Consider the following 15,869-nt stretch of genomic DNA (forward strand, 5'->3'; position numbering starts at 1 on the left):
TGGTCAAGCGCTAGTAGCTATATTTTCAATAGCAAATCACGAGTCGAGCGTGCTGCTGTCCGCCACGCGGCTGAGGCTGGGCGGCACCTTCTCGCCCGCGCGGCGCGCGCGAAACAGCGCGGCGCGCATCAGGAAGATGTTGGTCACGGGCACGGTGATGGCGATGAACAGGGCAATCAGCAACGCATGCAGCGCCAGGCCGTTGCCCGTCACGGAGAAGTACACCAGCGTGGCATGCATGATGCACCAGCAGCCCATGGTGGCGATGATGGACGGTGCGTGCACGCGCTCGAAGTAGGTGGCCAGGCGCAGCAGCCCCAGTGACCCCATGAACGCGATGGCCGCGCCGCACAGCACCAGCGCGGACAGCACGATGTCCAGCCACAGCGGCAGTGCGTCGCTCATTCGATCACCTCGCCGCGCAAGAGGAACTTGGCCATGGCCGTGGAGCTGACGAAGCCCAGCAGCGCGATCAGCATGGCGGCCTCGAAGTAGTTGGTGCTGCCGTAGTAGATGCCCAGTACCAGCATGAGCAGCATGCCGTTGAGGTACATGCAGTCCAGCGCCAGCACGCGGTCCTGCGCGGCGGGGCCCTTGAGCAGGCGCACCAGGCACAGCACCATGGCCGCGGCCAGCAGGAACATGGCGATGGGCAGCGCCCAGGACAGTACGGAACCGGTCATTCGAAAATCTCCATCAGCGGGCGCTCGTAGCTCGCCTTGACGTGGTCGATGATGGCCTGCGCATCGCCCACCTCCAGCACATGCAGCATCAGCAGGCTGCGGTCCAACGACAGCTCGGCCCAGGAGGTGCCAGGGGTTATGCACACGATCATGGCCAGTACGGCGAGGGCGTTGGGGTCGCGCAGTTCCAGCGGAATCTTGACGAAGTCCGGCGGGTGGCGGCGCTGTGACGGCAGCAGCAGAAAGCGCAGCACGGCAAGGTTGGACCGCGTGGTGTCCACCATCACCGTGAAGCACAGCCGGATGATCGTGCCGAGGTGGCGCACGCGCACCTTCTGCGGGCGCAATTCGCTGAACAGCACCGGCAGGCCCCATGCGAGTACCAGTGCCAGCAGGACATGGCCGATGCTGGTGGTGTGGTTGAGCAGCAGCCACATCACAAACAAACCCAGGGAGACCAGCGGGGCGGGCAGCAGCTTCTTCATCATGGTGCGGCCTTCGTGGTGGCAGAGCTTTCCGCGCGCTCAGGCGTCGGCGTCGTGGTGGGGCCGGGAATGGGCGCGGCCGTCATCACGGCGCGTACATACGTGCCCGGCGCATGCAGCCCGTTGGCCGTTGCCTCGGTGAAACGCATCACGCCGTTGGCCTGCAGGGTGAGCGCCACGCAGGCCCCCAGCAGTATGGCGATGGGTAGCCCCTCCATCACGCGCAACTGGGGCGTGGGGCGGTCGTGCGCGGCCCAGAAGTGGCGTATGCCCGAGCGCGTGAGCGCCAACAGCGCCAGCAGACCCGTGGCGATCATCAGCGCGATCAACGTCCAGCCCGGCAGGCCGGGCTGTGTGCCGGCCGAAGAGCCGAGCCCCAGCGGGTTTACCAGCGCCGTCAGCATCGCGAACTTGCCGATGAAGCCGGACAGCGGCGGTAGGCCCGCAATCACCAGCGTGCAGGCCATATAGGCCAGACCCAGAAACGCGGCCGCGGCGGGGATGACGCGGCCGACCAGCACTTCCTCGTCCTCGTCCAGGTTCAGGCCGGTGGTGGGCATCAGCTCGGGGGTGAGGAAGGGGGCCACGTCGTCCAGTTCGTAAGGCGCCAGCGACGCGCCATCGTTGCGCCAGCGGTCGATCAGGTCGGCCAGCAGGAACAGCGCGCTCACGGCCAGCGTGGAGCTGGGCAGGTAGTACAGCAGCCCGGCAGTGAGCGCGTTCTGCCCGAAGCCTGCTGCCGCCAGCAGCGTGCCCGACGACAGCACGGCCGCATGACCGGCCAGGTGGGTGAGGCGCTGCGAGGCCATCATGCCGATGGCGCCGAAGGCCATGGTGACCATGCCACCGCCGATCAGCCACAGGCTGCCGAACAGGGAGGAGGGACCAGCCTCGCTGCTGAACATCAGCGTCCACAGGCGCAGCAGCGTGTAGATGCCCACCTTGGTCATCAGGGCGAACAGCGCGCCCACGGGCGCCGTGGCCGCGCTGTAGGCCGGCACCAGCCAGAAGTTCAGAGGCCACACAGCCGCCTTGATGAGAAACGCCGTGGCCAGGATGGCGGCCGCCGAGTGCAGCAACCCCCGGTCGGCGGCCGACACCTGCGGGATGGCCTGCGCCAGGTCGGCCATGTTGAGCGTGCCCGTGATGCCGTACATCATGGACGCGCCGATCAGGAACAGCGAGGACGCCGCCAGGTTGATGGCGATGTAGTGCAGGCCGGCCTGCACGCGCGTGCGGCCGGCGCCGTGCAGCAGCAGGCCGTACGAGGCTGCCAGCAGGATCTCGAAGAAAACGAACAGGTTGAACAGGTCGCCCGTGAGGAAGGCGCCCCCCAGTCCCATGAGCTGCAACTGGAACAGCGTGTGGTAGTGCACGCCGGCTCGGTGCCAGCGCGCACCGGCGAACACAATGGAGCACAGCGCCACGAAGCCCGTCAGCAGCAGCATCATGGCCGAGAGCCGGTCCAGCACCAGCACGATGCCGAACGGCGCCGGCCAGTTGCCCGGCAGGTACACACCCATGGTTGCGGGCGCTCCGGATTCGTGCGACCACAGCAGCAGCGCCACGGCCACCAGCAGCCCGAGCAGGGTGGACAGGATGTTCAGGCCCAGCTTCAGGCGCTGCTGCTCTTCCTTCATGGTGAGCAGCAAAGCGGCCGTGAGCATCGGCAGCCCGATGGGCGCCAGCATCAGGTGCGGCATGAGCAGGGAGGTCAGCTCCGCGATGCGGCTCATGGCATCTCCTGCGTTTCACGCGAGTGCGAGCCGTCCACGTGGTCGGTGCCCGACATGCCCCGCGAAGCCAGCAGCACGACGAGGAACAGTGCGGTCATGGCAAAGCCGATCACGATGGCGGTGAGCACCAGCGCCTGGGGCATGGGGTCCGCGTAATGCTGCAGATCCTGCGGCACGCCGGGCACGAGCACGGGCTCCTTGCCCACGGCCAGGCCCAGGCGACCCATGCTGAAGATGAACAGGTTCACGGCATACGACAGCAGCGACAGGCCCATGATGACCTGGAAGGTGCGGGGGCGCAGCAGCAGCCAGACGCCCGAGCCCGTGAGCACGCCGATAGACAGAGCCAGCACGATTTCCATCAGACGACTCCTTGTGTGGCCGGGACGGCTGCTTGCTCGCTGGCCGCTTGTTGTTCTTCTTCCATGAGACGGGCGTGGTAACGGTGGCTGCGCACCGACTGGTGGGCGATGGCAGTGAGGATGAGCAGCGTGGAGCCGACGACGAGCGCGAACACGCCCATGTCGAAGAACATGGCGCTGGCCACGTGGAGGTCCCCGATCAGCGGCAGGTGCAGGTGCGCGGTGTGGCTGGTAAGGAACGGATAGCCCAGCGCCACGGCGCCCAGTCCGGTGCCCAGCGCCAGCAGCAGGCCGGAGGCAATCCAGCGCCGCGGATACAGGGGCAGGTGCGCCTCGACCCACGATGTGCCCGAAATGATGTACTGCAGCACCAGCCCCACCGAGAACACCAGGCCCGCCACGAAGCCGCCGCCCGGCTGGTTGTGCCCGCGCATGAAGAGGTAGAAGGCCACCAGGGCCGAGAACGGCAGCAGCAGCCGCACCAGCACCGCGGGCACCATCAGGTAACCGACGGCCGTGTCGGTGGCGTTGCGCGGGTTCAGCAGGTCGGTCTGTAGATCGGCCGGCAGGTAGCGCTGCTGCTCGGGCAGGTCCATGGTCTCCACCGCGGGGCGAAAGCGCCGCAACAGCGCATACACCGTGAGCGCCACGATGCCCAGCACCACGATCTCGCCGAACGTGTCGAACCCGCGGAAGTCCACCAGCATGACGTTGACCACGTTGGTGCCGCCGCCCTCGGTGAGGGCGCGCTCCAGGAAGAACGTGGAGGTGCTCTGCGCGAAGGGCCGGCTCATCATGGCAAATGCCAGCCACGCCATGCCGCCGCCCGCGGCGACGGCCAGCAGCAGGTCGCGCACGCGCCGCGTGCGCGCCAGCGCGGCGCTGGCGGGCGAGGCGGGCAGGCTTTCGTCGCGCTTGGGCAGCCAGCGCAGGCCCAGCAGGATCAGGATGGTGGTGACCAGTTCCACGGCCAGCTGGGTGAGTGCGAGGTCCGGCGCGGAGAACCACAGGAAGGTGATGCAGACGCACAGCCCTGCACCGCCCATGAGGGTCAGCGCGGCCAGGCGGTGGTACTTGGCCTGCCAGGCCGAGGCCACGGCGCAGACCATGCCCAACGCCCAGATCAGCACGAAAGCGGGCGACAGCGGCAGCGTGCCCCGGTCTCCCAGCTGCAAGCCACGTGTGTACAGCGGCATGGCGGCGCCCACGAGCGTGACGAGCACCAGCCACAGCATCTGCCACTGCAGGCGGCGCGTGGACAGCAGGCGCCGCCCGCTGTGCCCCCAGCGCGTGATCTGCACCAGCACTGCCTCGAACACGCCGCGTCCGCTGACGCGGTGCATCAGTGGGGCGGCGTTGATGCGGCCTTGCTTGCGCTCCCAGCGCAACACCATGTACAGGGCGGTGCCACCGACCAGTGCCACCAGGCTCATCATGAAGGGCGTGTTGAAGCCGTGCCAGACCGCCAGGCTGAAGGCCGGCAGTTCGCCCCCCACCACCGGCAGCGCCGCGGCATTCAGGTACTGGCCGATCGACCACGCGGGCAGCACGCCCACCACCAGGCAGGCGCAGACCAGCAGCTCCACCGGCACGCGCATCCAGTGCGGCGGCTCATGGGGCTCGTGCGGCAGGTCGGTGGCGGGGGGGCCCCAGAACACATCGACGATGAAGCGCAGCGAATAGGCCACGCTGAACATGCCCGCGACGGTGGCCGCGATCGGCAGTATCTGGGCCACGGCCGGCGCAGCGTCGAAGAACACCGTCTCCGCGAAGAACATCTCCTTGGACAGGAAGCCGTTGAGCAGCGGCACGCCCGCCATGGCGGCGCTGGCGACCGTGGCCAGCGTGGCGGTGACGGGCATCATGCGCCGCAGGCCCGAGAGGCGCCGTATGTCCCGCGTGCCGCTTTCGTGGTCGATGATGCCCGCGGCCATGAACAGCGACGCCTTGAACGTGGCGTGGTTCATGATGTGGAACACGGCGGCCACGGCGGCCAGAGGGCTGTTGAGGCCCAGCAGCAGCGTGATCAGGCCCAGGTGCGAGATCGTGGAATACGCCAGCAGGCCCTTGAGGTCGTTCTGAAACATGGCCGCGTAGCCGCCGATGAGCAGCGTGGCCAGGCCCGCGCCGCCCACCAGCCAGAACCACGGCTCGGTGCCGCCCATGACGGGCCACAGCCGTGCCAGCAGGAAGACGCCCGCCTTCACCATGGTGGCCGAGTGCAGGTACGACGACACGGGCGTGGGCGCAGCCATGGCGTTGGGCAGCCAGAAGTGGAACGGAAACTGCGCACTCTTGGTGAACGCCCCCAGCAGCACCAGTACCAGCGCCGTGAGGTACATGGGGTGGTCGCGCACCAGCTCGGCTGCGCCCAGCACGCGGTCCAGGTCATAACTGCCCACGATGTGGCCCAGCACCAGCATGCCTGCCAGCAGGCACAGTCCGCCCGCGCCCGTCACGGTGAGGGCCATGCGCGCGCCCCGGCGGGCGTCTTCACGGTGGTGCCAGTAGCCGATGAGCAGGAACGAGAACAGGCTGGTGAGCTCCCAGAAGAACACCAGCTGGATGATGTTGCCCGACAGCACCACGCCGGCCATGGCGCCCATGAAAGCCAGAAAGAACGAGAAAAAGCGCGGCACCGGGTCCGCCGGCGACATGTAGTAGCGCGCATACAGCACCACCAGCGTGCCGATGCCGAACACCAGCATGCTGAACATCCAGGCGAACCCGTCCATGCGGATGACCAGGTTCAGGCCCAGGGCAGGCAACCAGGTGATCTCCTCGCGCAACACGCCCGCTTCGGCGATCTGGGGGAAGTACAGCGCCGTTTGCACCGTGCAAAACAGCGCGACCAGGCCCGCGAGCGTGGACTCCGTATTGCGCGCATTCGCGGGCAGCACGGCCGCCAGCAAGCTGCCCACAAAGGGAAGAAGAATGAGGAGGGTCAGAGGCATCTGCGTCTGATTCTAGGGCGTCGCCCTTTCCCGCGTGCTATGAAAACCCGAGCAAGTGGCGGCGATTACGCTGCCGTCCAGCGCGTTATGGCGCGCGGCTACCGGTGTGTGTCAGCGTGAGGAGGGGCTGTCGCCAACCCCCGCGCCGGAGGCTGCAGGCGCGCCCGCGGGCGTTGCTACGGCTGGATAGGCGGCGCCATTGACGGTGAGCCCCTGCGCCGACAGCCGGGCGGCGGCCGCGGGGCCGATGCCCTTCACGCGTGCGATCAGGTCGCTCCAGTCCTGGAAGGGCCCGCGTGCCCGCTCTGCCAGGATGCGCGACGACATTGCCGGCCCAATGCCCCTGACGCCATCCAGGTCCGCTTCGCGTGCGTGGTTCACGTCCACGCCGGCCAGCGCGACGGCGGCATGCAGCAGCACGAGCGCTACGCTCGCATGCCGCAGGGCCGGGGGCATGCGCACGGCTACAGCTCCTCGACGCGCCGTGCCGGATAACTGTCCCAGGTCTGGCAGCCCGGGCATTGCCAGAAGTGCTGGCGTGCCTCGAACCCGCAGGCTGCGCAGCGGTAGCGCGTGAGCGGCTTTGCCGCCTGCTCCAGCGCGCGCTGGATCTGCGGGTGGAACTGCTCATGGGTCAGCGTCTCGCCTGCCAGCCACTTCGTCGCGGCGACCAGGGAGGGCTCGCGCTCCAGGTGGCGCACGTACCACTCGCGCCCAACGGCCGCAGTGTTCGCGTTGGCAGCCTCCAGCGCCACCACGGCTTCCAGCAGATCCAGGGATGGCATGTCCTCGTAGTGGTGCTGCAGCAGCGCCTGGGCCTGCGGCGCTTGTCCCGTGGCGGTGGCGGTCTCCACCAGCAGCGGTGCGGCCAGCGGCAGCGCGGCGGGTGCGGCCTGGGCGAGCGCTTGCAGGGTGTCGAAGGCCGCTTCGGGCTGGCCCTGGCGCTGCTGCAGCCGCGCCAGCTCGATGCGCGCGCGCGGCGCCTGGGGCGCCGTGGCCAGGGCCTGCTCCAGCAGCGCCTGGGCGGCGGGCAGTTTGCCATGGGCTGCCAGCGCCAGCGCCTGCTCGCACAGGTAGTGCGCCAGCCGGGTGCTGAAGTCGCCCTGCTGCGCATCGTGCATGCGCCGTGCAATGTCCGACGCCTGTGGCCAGTCGCGCGAACGCTCGTAAATGGCCAGCAGGGCCATGCGTGCCTGGCCCTCGAAGGCGCTGCCCTCCAGGCGGCGCAGTGCGTCTTCCGCGCGGTCGAGCAGGCCTGCCTTGAGGAAGTCCAGCGCCAGCGCATGCTGCGCGCGCTCGCGGTCGGCGCGGCTCAGGTCGCCGCGCGACAGCAGGTGCTCGTGCACCCGCACGGCGCGGTTGTACTCGCCGCGGCGGCGAAACAGGTTGCCCAGGGCGAAGTGCAGTTCGGTGGTGTCGGGGTCGTTCTGCACCGCCTCGATGAAGGCGTCGATGGCCTGGTCTTGCTGCTCGTTGAGAAGGTAGTTCAGGCCCTTGAAGTAAGCCTTGGGTGCGCGGCGGTTCTCCTCGCGCATCTGCCGCAGGTCGAAACGCGAGGCGAACCACCCCAGCCCGAAGGCCAGCGGCAGCCCCAGGAAGATCCAGCTCAGGTCAAATTCCATGGACGGGTGGCTGCGGCAGGGCGGGGTCGACCGCCGCCGGAGATGCGGCAGCGGATGCGGCGGTGGGCGCGGCGGTGGGCGCGGCGGGGTGCGGCAAGGCCTGGTGCGCGCGGCGCGCGGCGCTGCGGTGGCGCCACCAGCGCGGCACCATGCCCAGCACGCCTACGGCCACGCCAAGCGCGAAGGCCGTCAGCACGATCAGCACGGCCGGTGCCGTCCACTGCGTGCCGAAGAAAAAGTACACCGTGGCGTCCTGCTGGTTGTTCAGCGCGAACGCGAACAGGGTAAAAAAAATGGCTGCCTTGAGCAGCCACAGGAGGTATTTCATGCATCTCCCCAGTGGTGGCGAGATTCTACGGGCAGCGTAGCGGCCTGAGCGGCAGGCCATCCGTTGGCCTCAAGCCGAAAACGGCTCTAGCGCCTGCCCAGCAAGCGTGAACAGCTATGGTTTTATTGCGCCTGCACGCCCTGCAGTTCAGCGGTGCGCTGGTCCACAGTTTCGCGCAGGGCCTTGCCGGGCTTGAAGTGGGGAACGCGCTTTTCGGGGATATGCACCGCCTCGCCGCTGCGCGGATTGCGGCCCATGCGCGGGGGGCGGCGGTTGACCGAGAAGCTGCCAAAGCCGCGGATCTCGATGCGGTGCCCGCGCACCAGTGCATCGCTCACGGCGTCCAGAATGGTCTTGACGGCGTATTCGGCGTCGCGCTGGGTGAGCTGCCCGAAGCGGGCAGCCAGTTCTTCGACGAGGTCAGATCGGGTCATGGGACGGCATTCGGGCAGAGGTTGATGTGACAGCGGACGCTACCAGAGCGCCCGCTGTGTGTGGTGTGCCGCCACCCGCAGGTGGAGGCACACCGGCGCCTGCAGGGCAGGCCGCGACGGATTACTTGTCGGAGTTGTCCAGCTTGGCGCGCAGCAGGGCGCCCAGGCTGGTGGTACCGGCGTTTTCCTTCGCGGACTGGGCCGACAGGTGCGCCATGGCTTCCTGCTGGTCAACCATGTCCTTTTGCTTGATGGACAGCTGGATGTTGCGGGTCTTGCGATCCACGTTCACCACCACGGCCGTGACCTCGTCGCCTTCCTTCAGCACGTTGCGGGCATCTTCCACGCGGTCGCGGGAGATTTCCGAAGCGCGCAGGTAGCCCACGATGTCTTCGCCCAGATCGATCTCGGCGCCACGGGCGTCCACGGTCTTGACCTTGCCGGTCACCGTCTGGCCCTTGTCGTTCACCGTCACGAAGGTGGTGAACGGGTCGCCGTCGAGCTGCTTGATGCCCAGGGAGATACGCTCGCGGTCCACGTCCACGGCCAGCACGATCGCCTCGACTTCCTGGCCCTTCTTGTAGTTGCGCACGGCGGATTCGCCGGGCTCGTTCCAGGACAGGTCGGACAGGTGCACCAGGCCGTCGATGCCGGCAGCCAGGCCCACGAACACGCCGAAGTCGGTGATCGACTTGATCGGGCCCTTGACGCGGTCGCCGCGCTTGGTGTCCTGCGCGAATTCTTGCCAGGGGTTGGCCTTGCACTGCTTCATGCCCAGGCTGATGCGGCGCTTGTCTTCGTCGATCTCCAGGACCATGACTTCGACTTCGTCACCCAGCGACACGAGCTTGGAAGGAGCCACGTTCTTGTTGGTCCAGTCCATTTCGGAGACGTGCACCAGGCCTTCGATGCCGGGCTCCAGCTCGACGAACGCACCGTAGTCGGCGATGTTCGTGACCTTGCCGAACAGGCGCGTGCCCGAGGGGTAGCGGCGCGATACGCCCAGCCACGGGTCGTCGCCCATTTGCTTGAGGCCCAGCGAGACGCGGTTCTTCTCGGTGTCGAACTTGAGGATCTTGGCCGTGATTTCCTGGCCGGCGGTGACCACCTCGGAGGGGTGGCGCACGCGGCGCCATGCCATGTCGGTGATGTGCAGCAGGCCGTCGATGCCGCCCAGGTCCACGAACGCACCATATTCGGTGATGTTCTTGACCACGCCGTTGACGATGGCGCCTTCCTTCAGCGTTTCCATCAGCTTGGCGCGCTCTTCGCCCATGGATGCTTCCACCACGGCGCGGCGGCTCAGCACCACGTTGTTGCGCTTGCGGTCCAGCTTGATGACCTTGAACTCCAGGGTCTTGTTTTCGTACGGAGTCAGGTCCTTGACGGGACGGGTGTCGATCAGCGAACCGGGCAGGAAGGCGCGGATGCCGTTGACCAGCACCGTCAGGCCGCCCTTGACCTTGCCGGAGGTCGTGCCGGTCACGAATTCGCCGGACTCCAGCGCCTTCTCCAGCGACAGCCAGGAGGCCAGACGCTTGGCGGTGTCGCGCGACAGGATGGTGTCGCCGTAGCCGTTTTCGATGGAGCCGATGGCCACGGACACGAAGTCGCCCACTTGGACTTCGATCTCGCCCTGGTCGTTCTTGAATTCGTCGATCGGCACATAGGCTTCCGACTTCAGGCCAGCGTTCACCACGACGAAGTTGTGCTCCACGCGCACGACTTCAGCGGTGATGACTTCGCCGGGACGCATTTCGGTGCGTGTCAACGACTCTTCAAAAAGGGCGGCAAAAGATTCAGACATGTAGTTCCTTGCCCGCATGCAGGTTTCCGACGGCACCATTGCCTTCGTTTCTAAGACTGCTTGCGGAGGTTGTGCGGCATCACACCGCGGGGTTGAGGTTGTAAGAACCACACGGCCAGTGCGCAGTCAGGGCGCGGCGGGAGCCGTGTGGGCCATGTACCGGCCGTCAGCACTTACGCGCCGAACGGCTGGCGAGCCTGCCACCAGTCAATCACCTGCATCACGGCCTCGTCGATCGTGTGCTCGGAGTTGTCCAGTACCAGGGCGTCCTGCGCGGGCTTCAGGGGCGAGGCACTGCGGTTTGCGTCCCGCGCGTCCCGCGCTTCCAAGTCTGCGCGAAGGTCGGCGATATTAGCGGAAATTCCCTTGGAAATCAACTGCTTATAGCGGCGCTCGGCCCGGCAGGCAGCGCTGGCCGTGAGGAAGACCTTGAGCGGTGCCTGCGGGAAGATCACCGTGCCCATGTCGCGCCCGTCGGCCACCAGGCCCGGCAGGCGGCGAAAGCCATGCTGCAGCGCGACCAGGGCGCCGCGCACCGCCGGCAGCGCCGACACGCGCGAGGCGTTCATGCCGGCCTGCTCGGTGCGGATGGCGTCGGTGACCTCTTCCTCGCCCAGCCAGATGCGGTTGCCCGCGAAGCGCACGGGCAGTTGCCGCGCCAGTTCGGCGATGCGCGGCTCGTTGTCGGGGCTGATCTCCAGGCCCGCACGGGTCGCCGCGAGGGCGGTGATGCGGTACAGCGCCCCCGAATCCAGGAAGTGGTAGCCCAGCGCACGCGCCACGGCAGCGGCCACCGTGCCCTTGCCCGAGGCCGTGGGGCCGTCGATGCAGATCACGGGGATGCGGTCCTCGTCCGTCTGCGCCACCTGGAACAGGGCCTCGAAGTAATCCGGGAAGGTCTTGGCGACGCACTTGGGGTCTTCGATGCGCACGGGCAGCCCGGCCGGGTTGAAGGCCGCCAGCGAAAAGCACATGGCCACGCGGTGGTCGTCGTAGGTGTGGATGCTGGCGGCGCGCCAGTCGCCGGACTGGGCGGGTGGCGTGACGCACAGGTAGTCCGCGCCTTCCTCCACCGTGGCGCCCAGCTTGCGCAGCTCGCAGGTCATGGCGGCGATGCGGTCGGTTTCCTTGACGCGCCAGCTTGCGATGTTGCGCAATACGGTCGTGCCCCGCGCATACAGCGCCATGACGGCGAGGGTCATCGCTGCATCGGGGATGTGGTTGCAGTCCAGGTCGATCGCCTTGAGCGGCCAGGTGTCGCGGGTCACCTCCAGCCAATTGGGGCCGCCGGTGACGCGTGCGCCCATGGCTTGTGCGGCCTCCACGAAGCGGATGTCGCCCTGGATCGAATCCAGTCCGACGCCCAGGATCTTGATGCCATTTTGGCCGCTATCGCCCGCGGCGATTGCGCCAGAAGCTATGAAATAGCTAGCAGATGATGCATCCGCCTCCACATGGATCAGCCCCGGCGATTGGTAGCGGCTGCCCGCGGGAATGGTGAAGCGCTGCCACTGCTCGTGCCGCACGGCGATGCCAAAGCGCGCCAGCAACTCCAGCGTGATGTGGATGTACGGCTTGGAGATCAGCTCGCCCACGACTTCGATCACCACGTCCTGCTGCCGGGCCACCAGCGGCAGCGCCATCAGCAGCGCGGTGAGGAACTGGCTGGACACGTCGCCGCGCACGCGGATCGGCGCCTGCAGCTGCAGCGGCGGCAGGCCGTCCGCGTGGGCGATGCGCAGCGGTGGAAAGCCTTCGTTGCCCAGGTAGTCGATGCGGCAGCCGAGTTGGCGCAGGGCGTCCACCAGGTCGCCAATGGGACGCTCGTGCATGCGAGGCACGCCCGACAGTTCGTACTCGCCGCCCAGCAGCGCGAGTGCCGCGGTGAGCGGGCGCATGGCCGTGCCGGCGTTGCCCATGAAGAGCTGCGTGGGCGAGGGCGGCGTGGACGATCCCAAACCCGTGATGCGCACGGTGCCGCCACCGGCTTCGTCGACCGTGCAGCCGAGCTGGCGCAGCGCATCCAGCATCACGCGCGTGTCGTCGGAGGCCAGCAGGTCGCGCACCTCGGTCGTGCCCTGGCTCAACGCGGCCAGCAGCAGCACGCGGTTGGAGATGCTCTTGGAGCCCGGCAGCTGCACGCTGCCCTGCACGCTGGCCAGGGGCGGCAGGTCGAGGAACGCGGTGGAGAACATCAGTGGTCCTTGTGCTTGCGGGGCGCGCCCATGCGCCAGTGCGCGCGGGTGTGACTGGCGAGCGTGATGAGGTCTTCCAGCGCCTGGTCGTTGTCGGCCTGCATGGCCTCCTCCAGCGTCTGCAGTGCCTGCTTGAACACGCGCGACTGGGCCAGCACCTCGTCGCGGTTGGCGCGCAGGATGTCGCGCCACATCTTGGGGTCGCTGGCCGCGATGCGGGTGAAGTCGCGAAAGCCGGGTCCGGCCAGTGCGAGCAGTTCGTCCGCGTTGGGCTGCGCGGTGATGCCCGAGATCATGGCGAACGCGAGCATGTGCGGCAGATGGCTCACTGCCGCGAAGCTGGCGTCGTGCGCCTCGGGCGACATGCTGCTCACGTGGCAGCCCAGGGCGCGCCACACTTCCTCCGCGCGGTGCAGCTGGGCGGTGAGGGTGCGTTCGGTGGGGGTCAGGATCACCTGGCGGCCGGTGTACAGGTCGACGTCGGCATGTTCCACGCCCGACACCTCGCGCCCCGTGATCGGGTGCGCCGGCACGAACGAGCCGATCTGGTCACGCAGCGCGCGGCGCGCGGCCTGCACCACGTCGGCCTTGGTGGAGCCCACGTCCATGAGCAGCATCTGCGGCGTGACCAGGTGCTTGATGGCCTTCAGGGTGGATTCGGTCGCGGCCACGGGAACGGCCAGCAGCACGATGTCGGCACCCGCGGCGGCCAGCAGCGCGGAGGGCGCCTCAACGTCGATCACGCCGAGCTGGCGCGCCCGATCGGTGGTGGAGGGCGACTTGCTGTAGCCCACGACGCGCTTGACCAGCCCCGCCTTCTTCAATGCCAGGGCGAAGGAGCCGCCCATCAGGCCGCAGCCGATCAGTCCCAGTTGTTCAAACATGCTGCCCCCTCACGCCGGAACGGGGTAGGTGCCCAGCACCTTGTAGAAGGCGCACAGCTGCTGCAGCTCGGCCAGCGCGGCAGCCACGTTGGGCTGGGCGGGGTGGCCTTCGATGTCAATGTAGAAGTAGTACTCCCACTGTCCGGTGCGCGCGGGGCGGGATTCAAAGCGCGTCATGGACACGCCGTGCTTCTTCAGGGGCACCAGCAGGTCGTGCACCGCGCCGGGGCGGTTGGGCACCGAGATGATGAGGCTGGTGCAGTCCCGCCCCGTGGGCGCGGGCGTGGCCAGCGTGTGCGGCAGGCAGATCACGGCAAAGCGCGTGCGGTTGTAGGCGTCGTCCTGGATGGCGTGGGCCACCACATGCAGGCCGAACTGCTGCGCGGCGCGCTCGCTGGAGATGCCGGCCCACGCCGGGTTGGTGGCGGCCAGGCGTGCGCCTTCGGCATTGCTGGACACGGGCCGGCGCTCGGCGTGGGGCAGGTGCTTGGACAGCCAGCCCTGGCACTGTGCCAGCGCCTGGGGATGGGCCAACACGGCCTCGATGTGCTCGGCGCTGTTGGTGGAGCGCAGCAGGTTGTGGCGCACCAGCAGGCTGACCTCGCCGACCACATGGCAGGGGGTGTGCAGGAACATGTCCAGCGAGCGCGTGACCACGCCCTCGTTGGAGTTCTCCACGCCCACCACGCCGTACTGCGCGCTGCCCGCGGCCGTGGCGTGAAACACCTCGTCGAAGCTGTTGCAGTACATCAGGTCGGCCGCGCCGCCGAAGTACTCGATGGCTGCCTGCTCGCAGAACGTGCCCTCGGGGCCCAGCACGGCCACGCGCTGGGGCGATTCCAGCGCCAGGCAGGCCGACATGATCTCGCGCCAGATGGCGGACACGTGTGCGCCCTTGAGCGGTCCGGGGTTGGCGTTGGTGATCTTCTCGATCACCTGGGCGACGCGGTCGGGGCGGAAGTAGGGCGTGCCCTCGCGCTTCTTCAGCTCGCCCACCTGCTCGGCCACGCGGGCGCGCTGGTTGAGAAGCTGCAGCAGCTGGTGGTCCAGCGAATCGATCTGCACGCGCAGATCGGCCAGCGCGGGGCTGGCCTGGGGTGTGGGGCTTGAAGCGTTGTCTGCCATGGATTTGATAGCTGCCCGCGCTTGTCTGTTCTGTGTTTGAGTGGAGAAGCTATCTCAAACCCAGATACGTCAAGCGCGAACAGCTCACATTTTTATGAAAGGGCCGTGCCGTGGCTTCAGGCAGCGGTGCGTTCGAAGTCCTGCAGATAGTCCACCAGCGCCTGCACGCCCGCCAGAGGCATGGCGTTGTAGATGCTGGCGCGCATGCCGCCCACGGACTTGTGGCCCTTGAGCTGCAGCAGGCCGCGCTCCTTGGCGCCGGCCAGGAAGGCGTCGTTGCGCGACTCATCGCGCAGGAAGAAGGGGATGTTCATGCGCGAGCGGCAGTTGGCCGCCACCTTGTTCACGTAGAACTGCGACTGGTCGATGAAGTCGTACAGCAGCCGCGCCTTGGCGATGTTGCGCTGCTCCATCGCGGCCACGCCGCTGGCCGCGCCCTCGCGCTGACGCTTGAGCCACTGGAAGGTGAGGCCGGCCATGTAGATGCCCCAGGTGGGGGGCGTGTTGAACATGGAGTGGTTCTCGGCCACGATCTTGTAATCGAAGGCGCTGGGGCAGGCGGGCAGGGCGTGGCCCAGCAGGTCCTCGCGCACCACCACCAGCGTCAGGCCTGCCGGGCCCAGATTCTTCTGCGCGCCGCCGAAGGCCAGACCCACGCGGCTCCAGTCGACGGGGCGCGACGCCACGTGAGAGGAGAAATCGATCACCAGTGGCGCATCGCTGCCCAGGGCGCGCAGGTCGGGCAGCTCCTGGAATTCCACGCCGTGGATGGTCTCGTTGCTGCAGATGTGCACGTAGCTGGCGCCGCGGCTCAGCTGCCAGCCGGCCGGGTCGGGCAGGGTGGTGAACTGGCCATCCTCGCCGGAGGCCGCGGTGCGCACCTCGGCGGCGTATTTGGCTGCCTCCTTGCGCGACTTCTGGCTCCAGCTGCCGGTGACCACGAAGTCCACGGTGGCTGCGCGCGAGAGGTTCAGCGGCACGATGGCGTTCTCCGCCAGGCCACCGCCCTGCATGAACAGGATCTTGAACTCTGGTGGCACCGCCAGCAGCTCGCGCAGGTCGGCTTCGGCCTGCTCGTAGATCGCGATGAACTCCTTGCCGCGGTGACTCATCTCCATCACGCCCATGCCGCTGCCGTGCCAGTCCAGCATCTCGGCGGCGGCCTGCTGCAGCACTTCCTCAGGGATGGCGGCCGGACCGGCCGAGAAGTTGTAAGGGCGATTCATGGTCATGGGTCAAATGTGCTGTCAGCGC

15 protein-coding genes are annotated in these 15,869 nt (G+C 67.7%); all 15 read right to left on the bottom strand.

Features of this window, described 5'->3' with window-relative positions:
* Positions 1–36: 36 nt before the first annotated feature.
* The 15 genes from HND92_RS07615 to serC all read right to left on the bottom strand — a co-directional run bounded on the left by HND92_RS07615 (position 37) and on the right by serC (position 15,841).
* Positions 37–405 (bottom strand): monovalent cation/H(+) antiporter subunit G, encoded by a 369-nt coding sequence (locus tag HND92_RS07615; protein ID WP_011805679.1) that lies wholly within the window; start codon positions 403–405, stop codon positions 37–39.
* Entirely contained in the window at positions 402–683 is a 282-nt protein-coding gene (locus HND92_RS07620; protein WP_011805678.1) for a K+/H+ antiporter subunit F, read from the bottom strand. The genes HND92_RS07615 and HND92_RS07620 overlap by 4 nt, the downstream gene beginning before the upstream one ends.
* Entirely contained in the window at positions 680–1,171 is a 492-nt protein-coding gene (locus HND92_RS07625; RefSeq protein WP_047349163.1) for a Na+/H+ antiporter subunit E, read from the bottom strand. The genes HND92_RS07620 and HND92_RS07625 overlap by 4 nt, the downstream gene beginning before the upstream one ends.
* On the bottom strand, positions 1,168–2,904 hold the full coding sequence (locus tag HND92_RS07630; RefSeq protein ID WP_172206656.1) for a monovalent cation/H+ antiporter subunit D: 1,737 nt from the start codon (positions 2,902–2,904) through the stop codon (positions 1,168–1,170). The genes HND92_RS07625 and HND92_RS07630 overlap by 4 nt, the downstream gene beginning before the upstream one ends.
* Complete coding sequence (locus HND92_RS07635; protein WP_047349161.1) at positions 2,901–3,266, bottom strand: Na+/H+ antiporter subunit C; 366 nt, start codon at positions 3,264–3,266, stop codon at positions 2,901–2,903. Before HND92_RS07635 ends, HND92_RS07630 begins: the two co-directional genes overlap by 4 nt.
* Positions 3,266–6,220 (bottom strand): monovalent cation/H+ antiporter subunit A, encoded by a 2,955-nt coding sequence (locus HND92_RS07640; RefSeq protein WP_172206657.1) that lies wholly within the window; start codon positions 6,218–6,220, stop codon positions 3,266–3,268. The genes HND92_RS07635 and HND92_RS07640 overlap by 1 nt, the downstream gene beginning before the upstream one ends.
* Before the next feature lie 111 nt (positions 6,221–6,331).
* Complete coding sequence (locus HND92_RS07645; protein WP_172209201.1) at positions 6,332–6,676, bottom strand: helix-hairpin-helix domain-containing protein; 345 nt, start codon at positions 6,674–6,676, stop codon at positions 6,332–6,334.
* Positions 6,677–6,684: 8 nt separating this feature from the next.
* The gene (gene lapB / locus HND92_RS07650) at positions 6,685–7,842 is read right to left on the bottom strand and encodes a lipopolysaccharide assembly protein LapB (protein ID WP_172206658.1); all 1,158 of its coding nucleotides are present in this window, start codon (positions 7,840–7,842) and stop codon (positions 6,685–6,687) included.
* Positions 7,832–8,170, bottom strand: coding sequence for a lipopolysaccharide assembly LapA domain-containing protein (locus tag HND92_RS07655; protein WP_172206659.1), 339 nt, complete (start codon positions 8,168–8,170; stop codon positions 7,832–7,834). Before HND92_RS07655 ends, lapB begins: the two co-directional genes overlap by 11 nt.
* Before the next feature lie 122 nt (positions 8,171–8,292).
* Positions 8,293–8,604 (bottom strand): integration host factor subunit beta, encoded by a 312-nt coding sequence (locus tag HND92_RS07660; RefSeq protein WP_011805670.1) that lies wholly within the window; start codon positions 8,602–8,604, stop codon positions 8,293–8,295.
* Positions 8,605–8,725: 121 nt separating this feature from the next.
* Positions 8,726–10,429 (bottom strand): 30S ribosomal protein S1, encoded by a 1,704-nt coding sequence (rpsA, locus tag HND92_RS07665; protein ID WP_094766865.1) that lies wholly within the window; start codon positions 10,427–10,429, stop codon positions 8,726–8,728.
* 155 nt (positions 10,430–10,584) lie between these two features.
* Positions 10,585–12,606, bottom strand: coding sequence for a bifunctional 3-phosphoshikimate 1-carboxyvinyltransferase/cytidylate kinase (locus HND92_RS07670; RefSeq protein ID WP_172206660.1), 2,022 nt, complete (start codon positions 12,604–12,606; stop codon positions 10,585–10,587).
* The gene (locus HND92_RS07675) at positions 12,606–13,490 is read right to left on the bottom strand and encodes a prephenate dehydrogenase/arogenate dehydrogenase family protein (protein WP_011805667.1); all 885 of its coding nucleotides are present in this window, start codon (positions 13,488–13,490) and stop codon (positions 12,606–12,608) included. Before HND92_RS07675 ends, HND92_RS07670 begins: the two co-directional genes overlap by 1 nt.
* A 9-nt stretch (positions 13,491–13,499) precedes the next feature.
* Positions 13,500–14,615 (bottom strand): prephenate dehydratase, encoded by a 1,116-nt coding sequence (pheA, locus tag HND92_RS07680; RefSeq protein WP_011805666.1) that lies wholly within the window; start codon positions 14,613–14,615, stop codon positions 13,500–13,502.
* A 116-nt stretch (positions 14,616–14,731) separates the two neighbouring features.
* Complete coding sequence (gene serC / locus HND92_RS07685) at positions 14,732–15,841, bottom strand: 3-phosphoserine/phosphohydroxythreonine transaminase (protein WP_135149741.1); 1,110 nt, start codon at positions 15,839–15,841, stop codon at positions 14,732–14,734.
* Positions 15,842–15,869: the final 28 nt, after the last annotated feature.

This window comes from Diaphorobacter sp. JS3050 (genome assembly GCF_013154915.1).
In the GTDB taxonomy this organism is placed as follows: domain Bacteria; phylum Pseudomonadota; class Gammaproteobacteria; order Burkholderiales; family Burkholderiaceae_C; genus Diaphorobacter; species Diaphorobacter nitroreducens.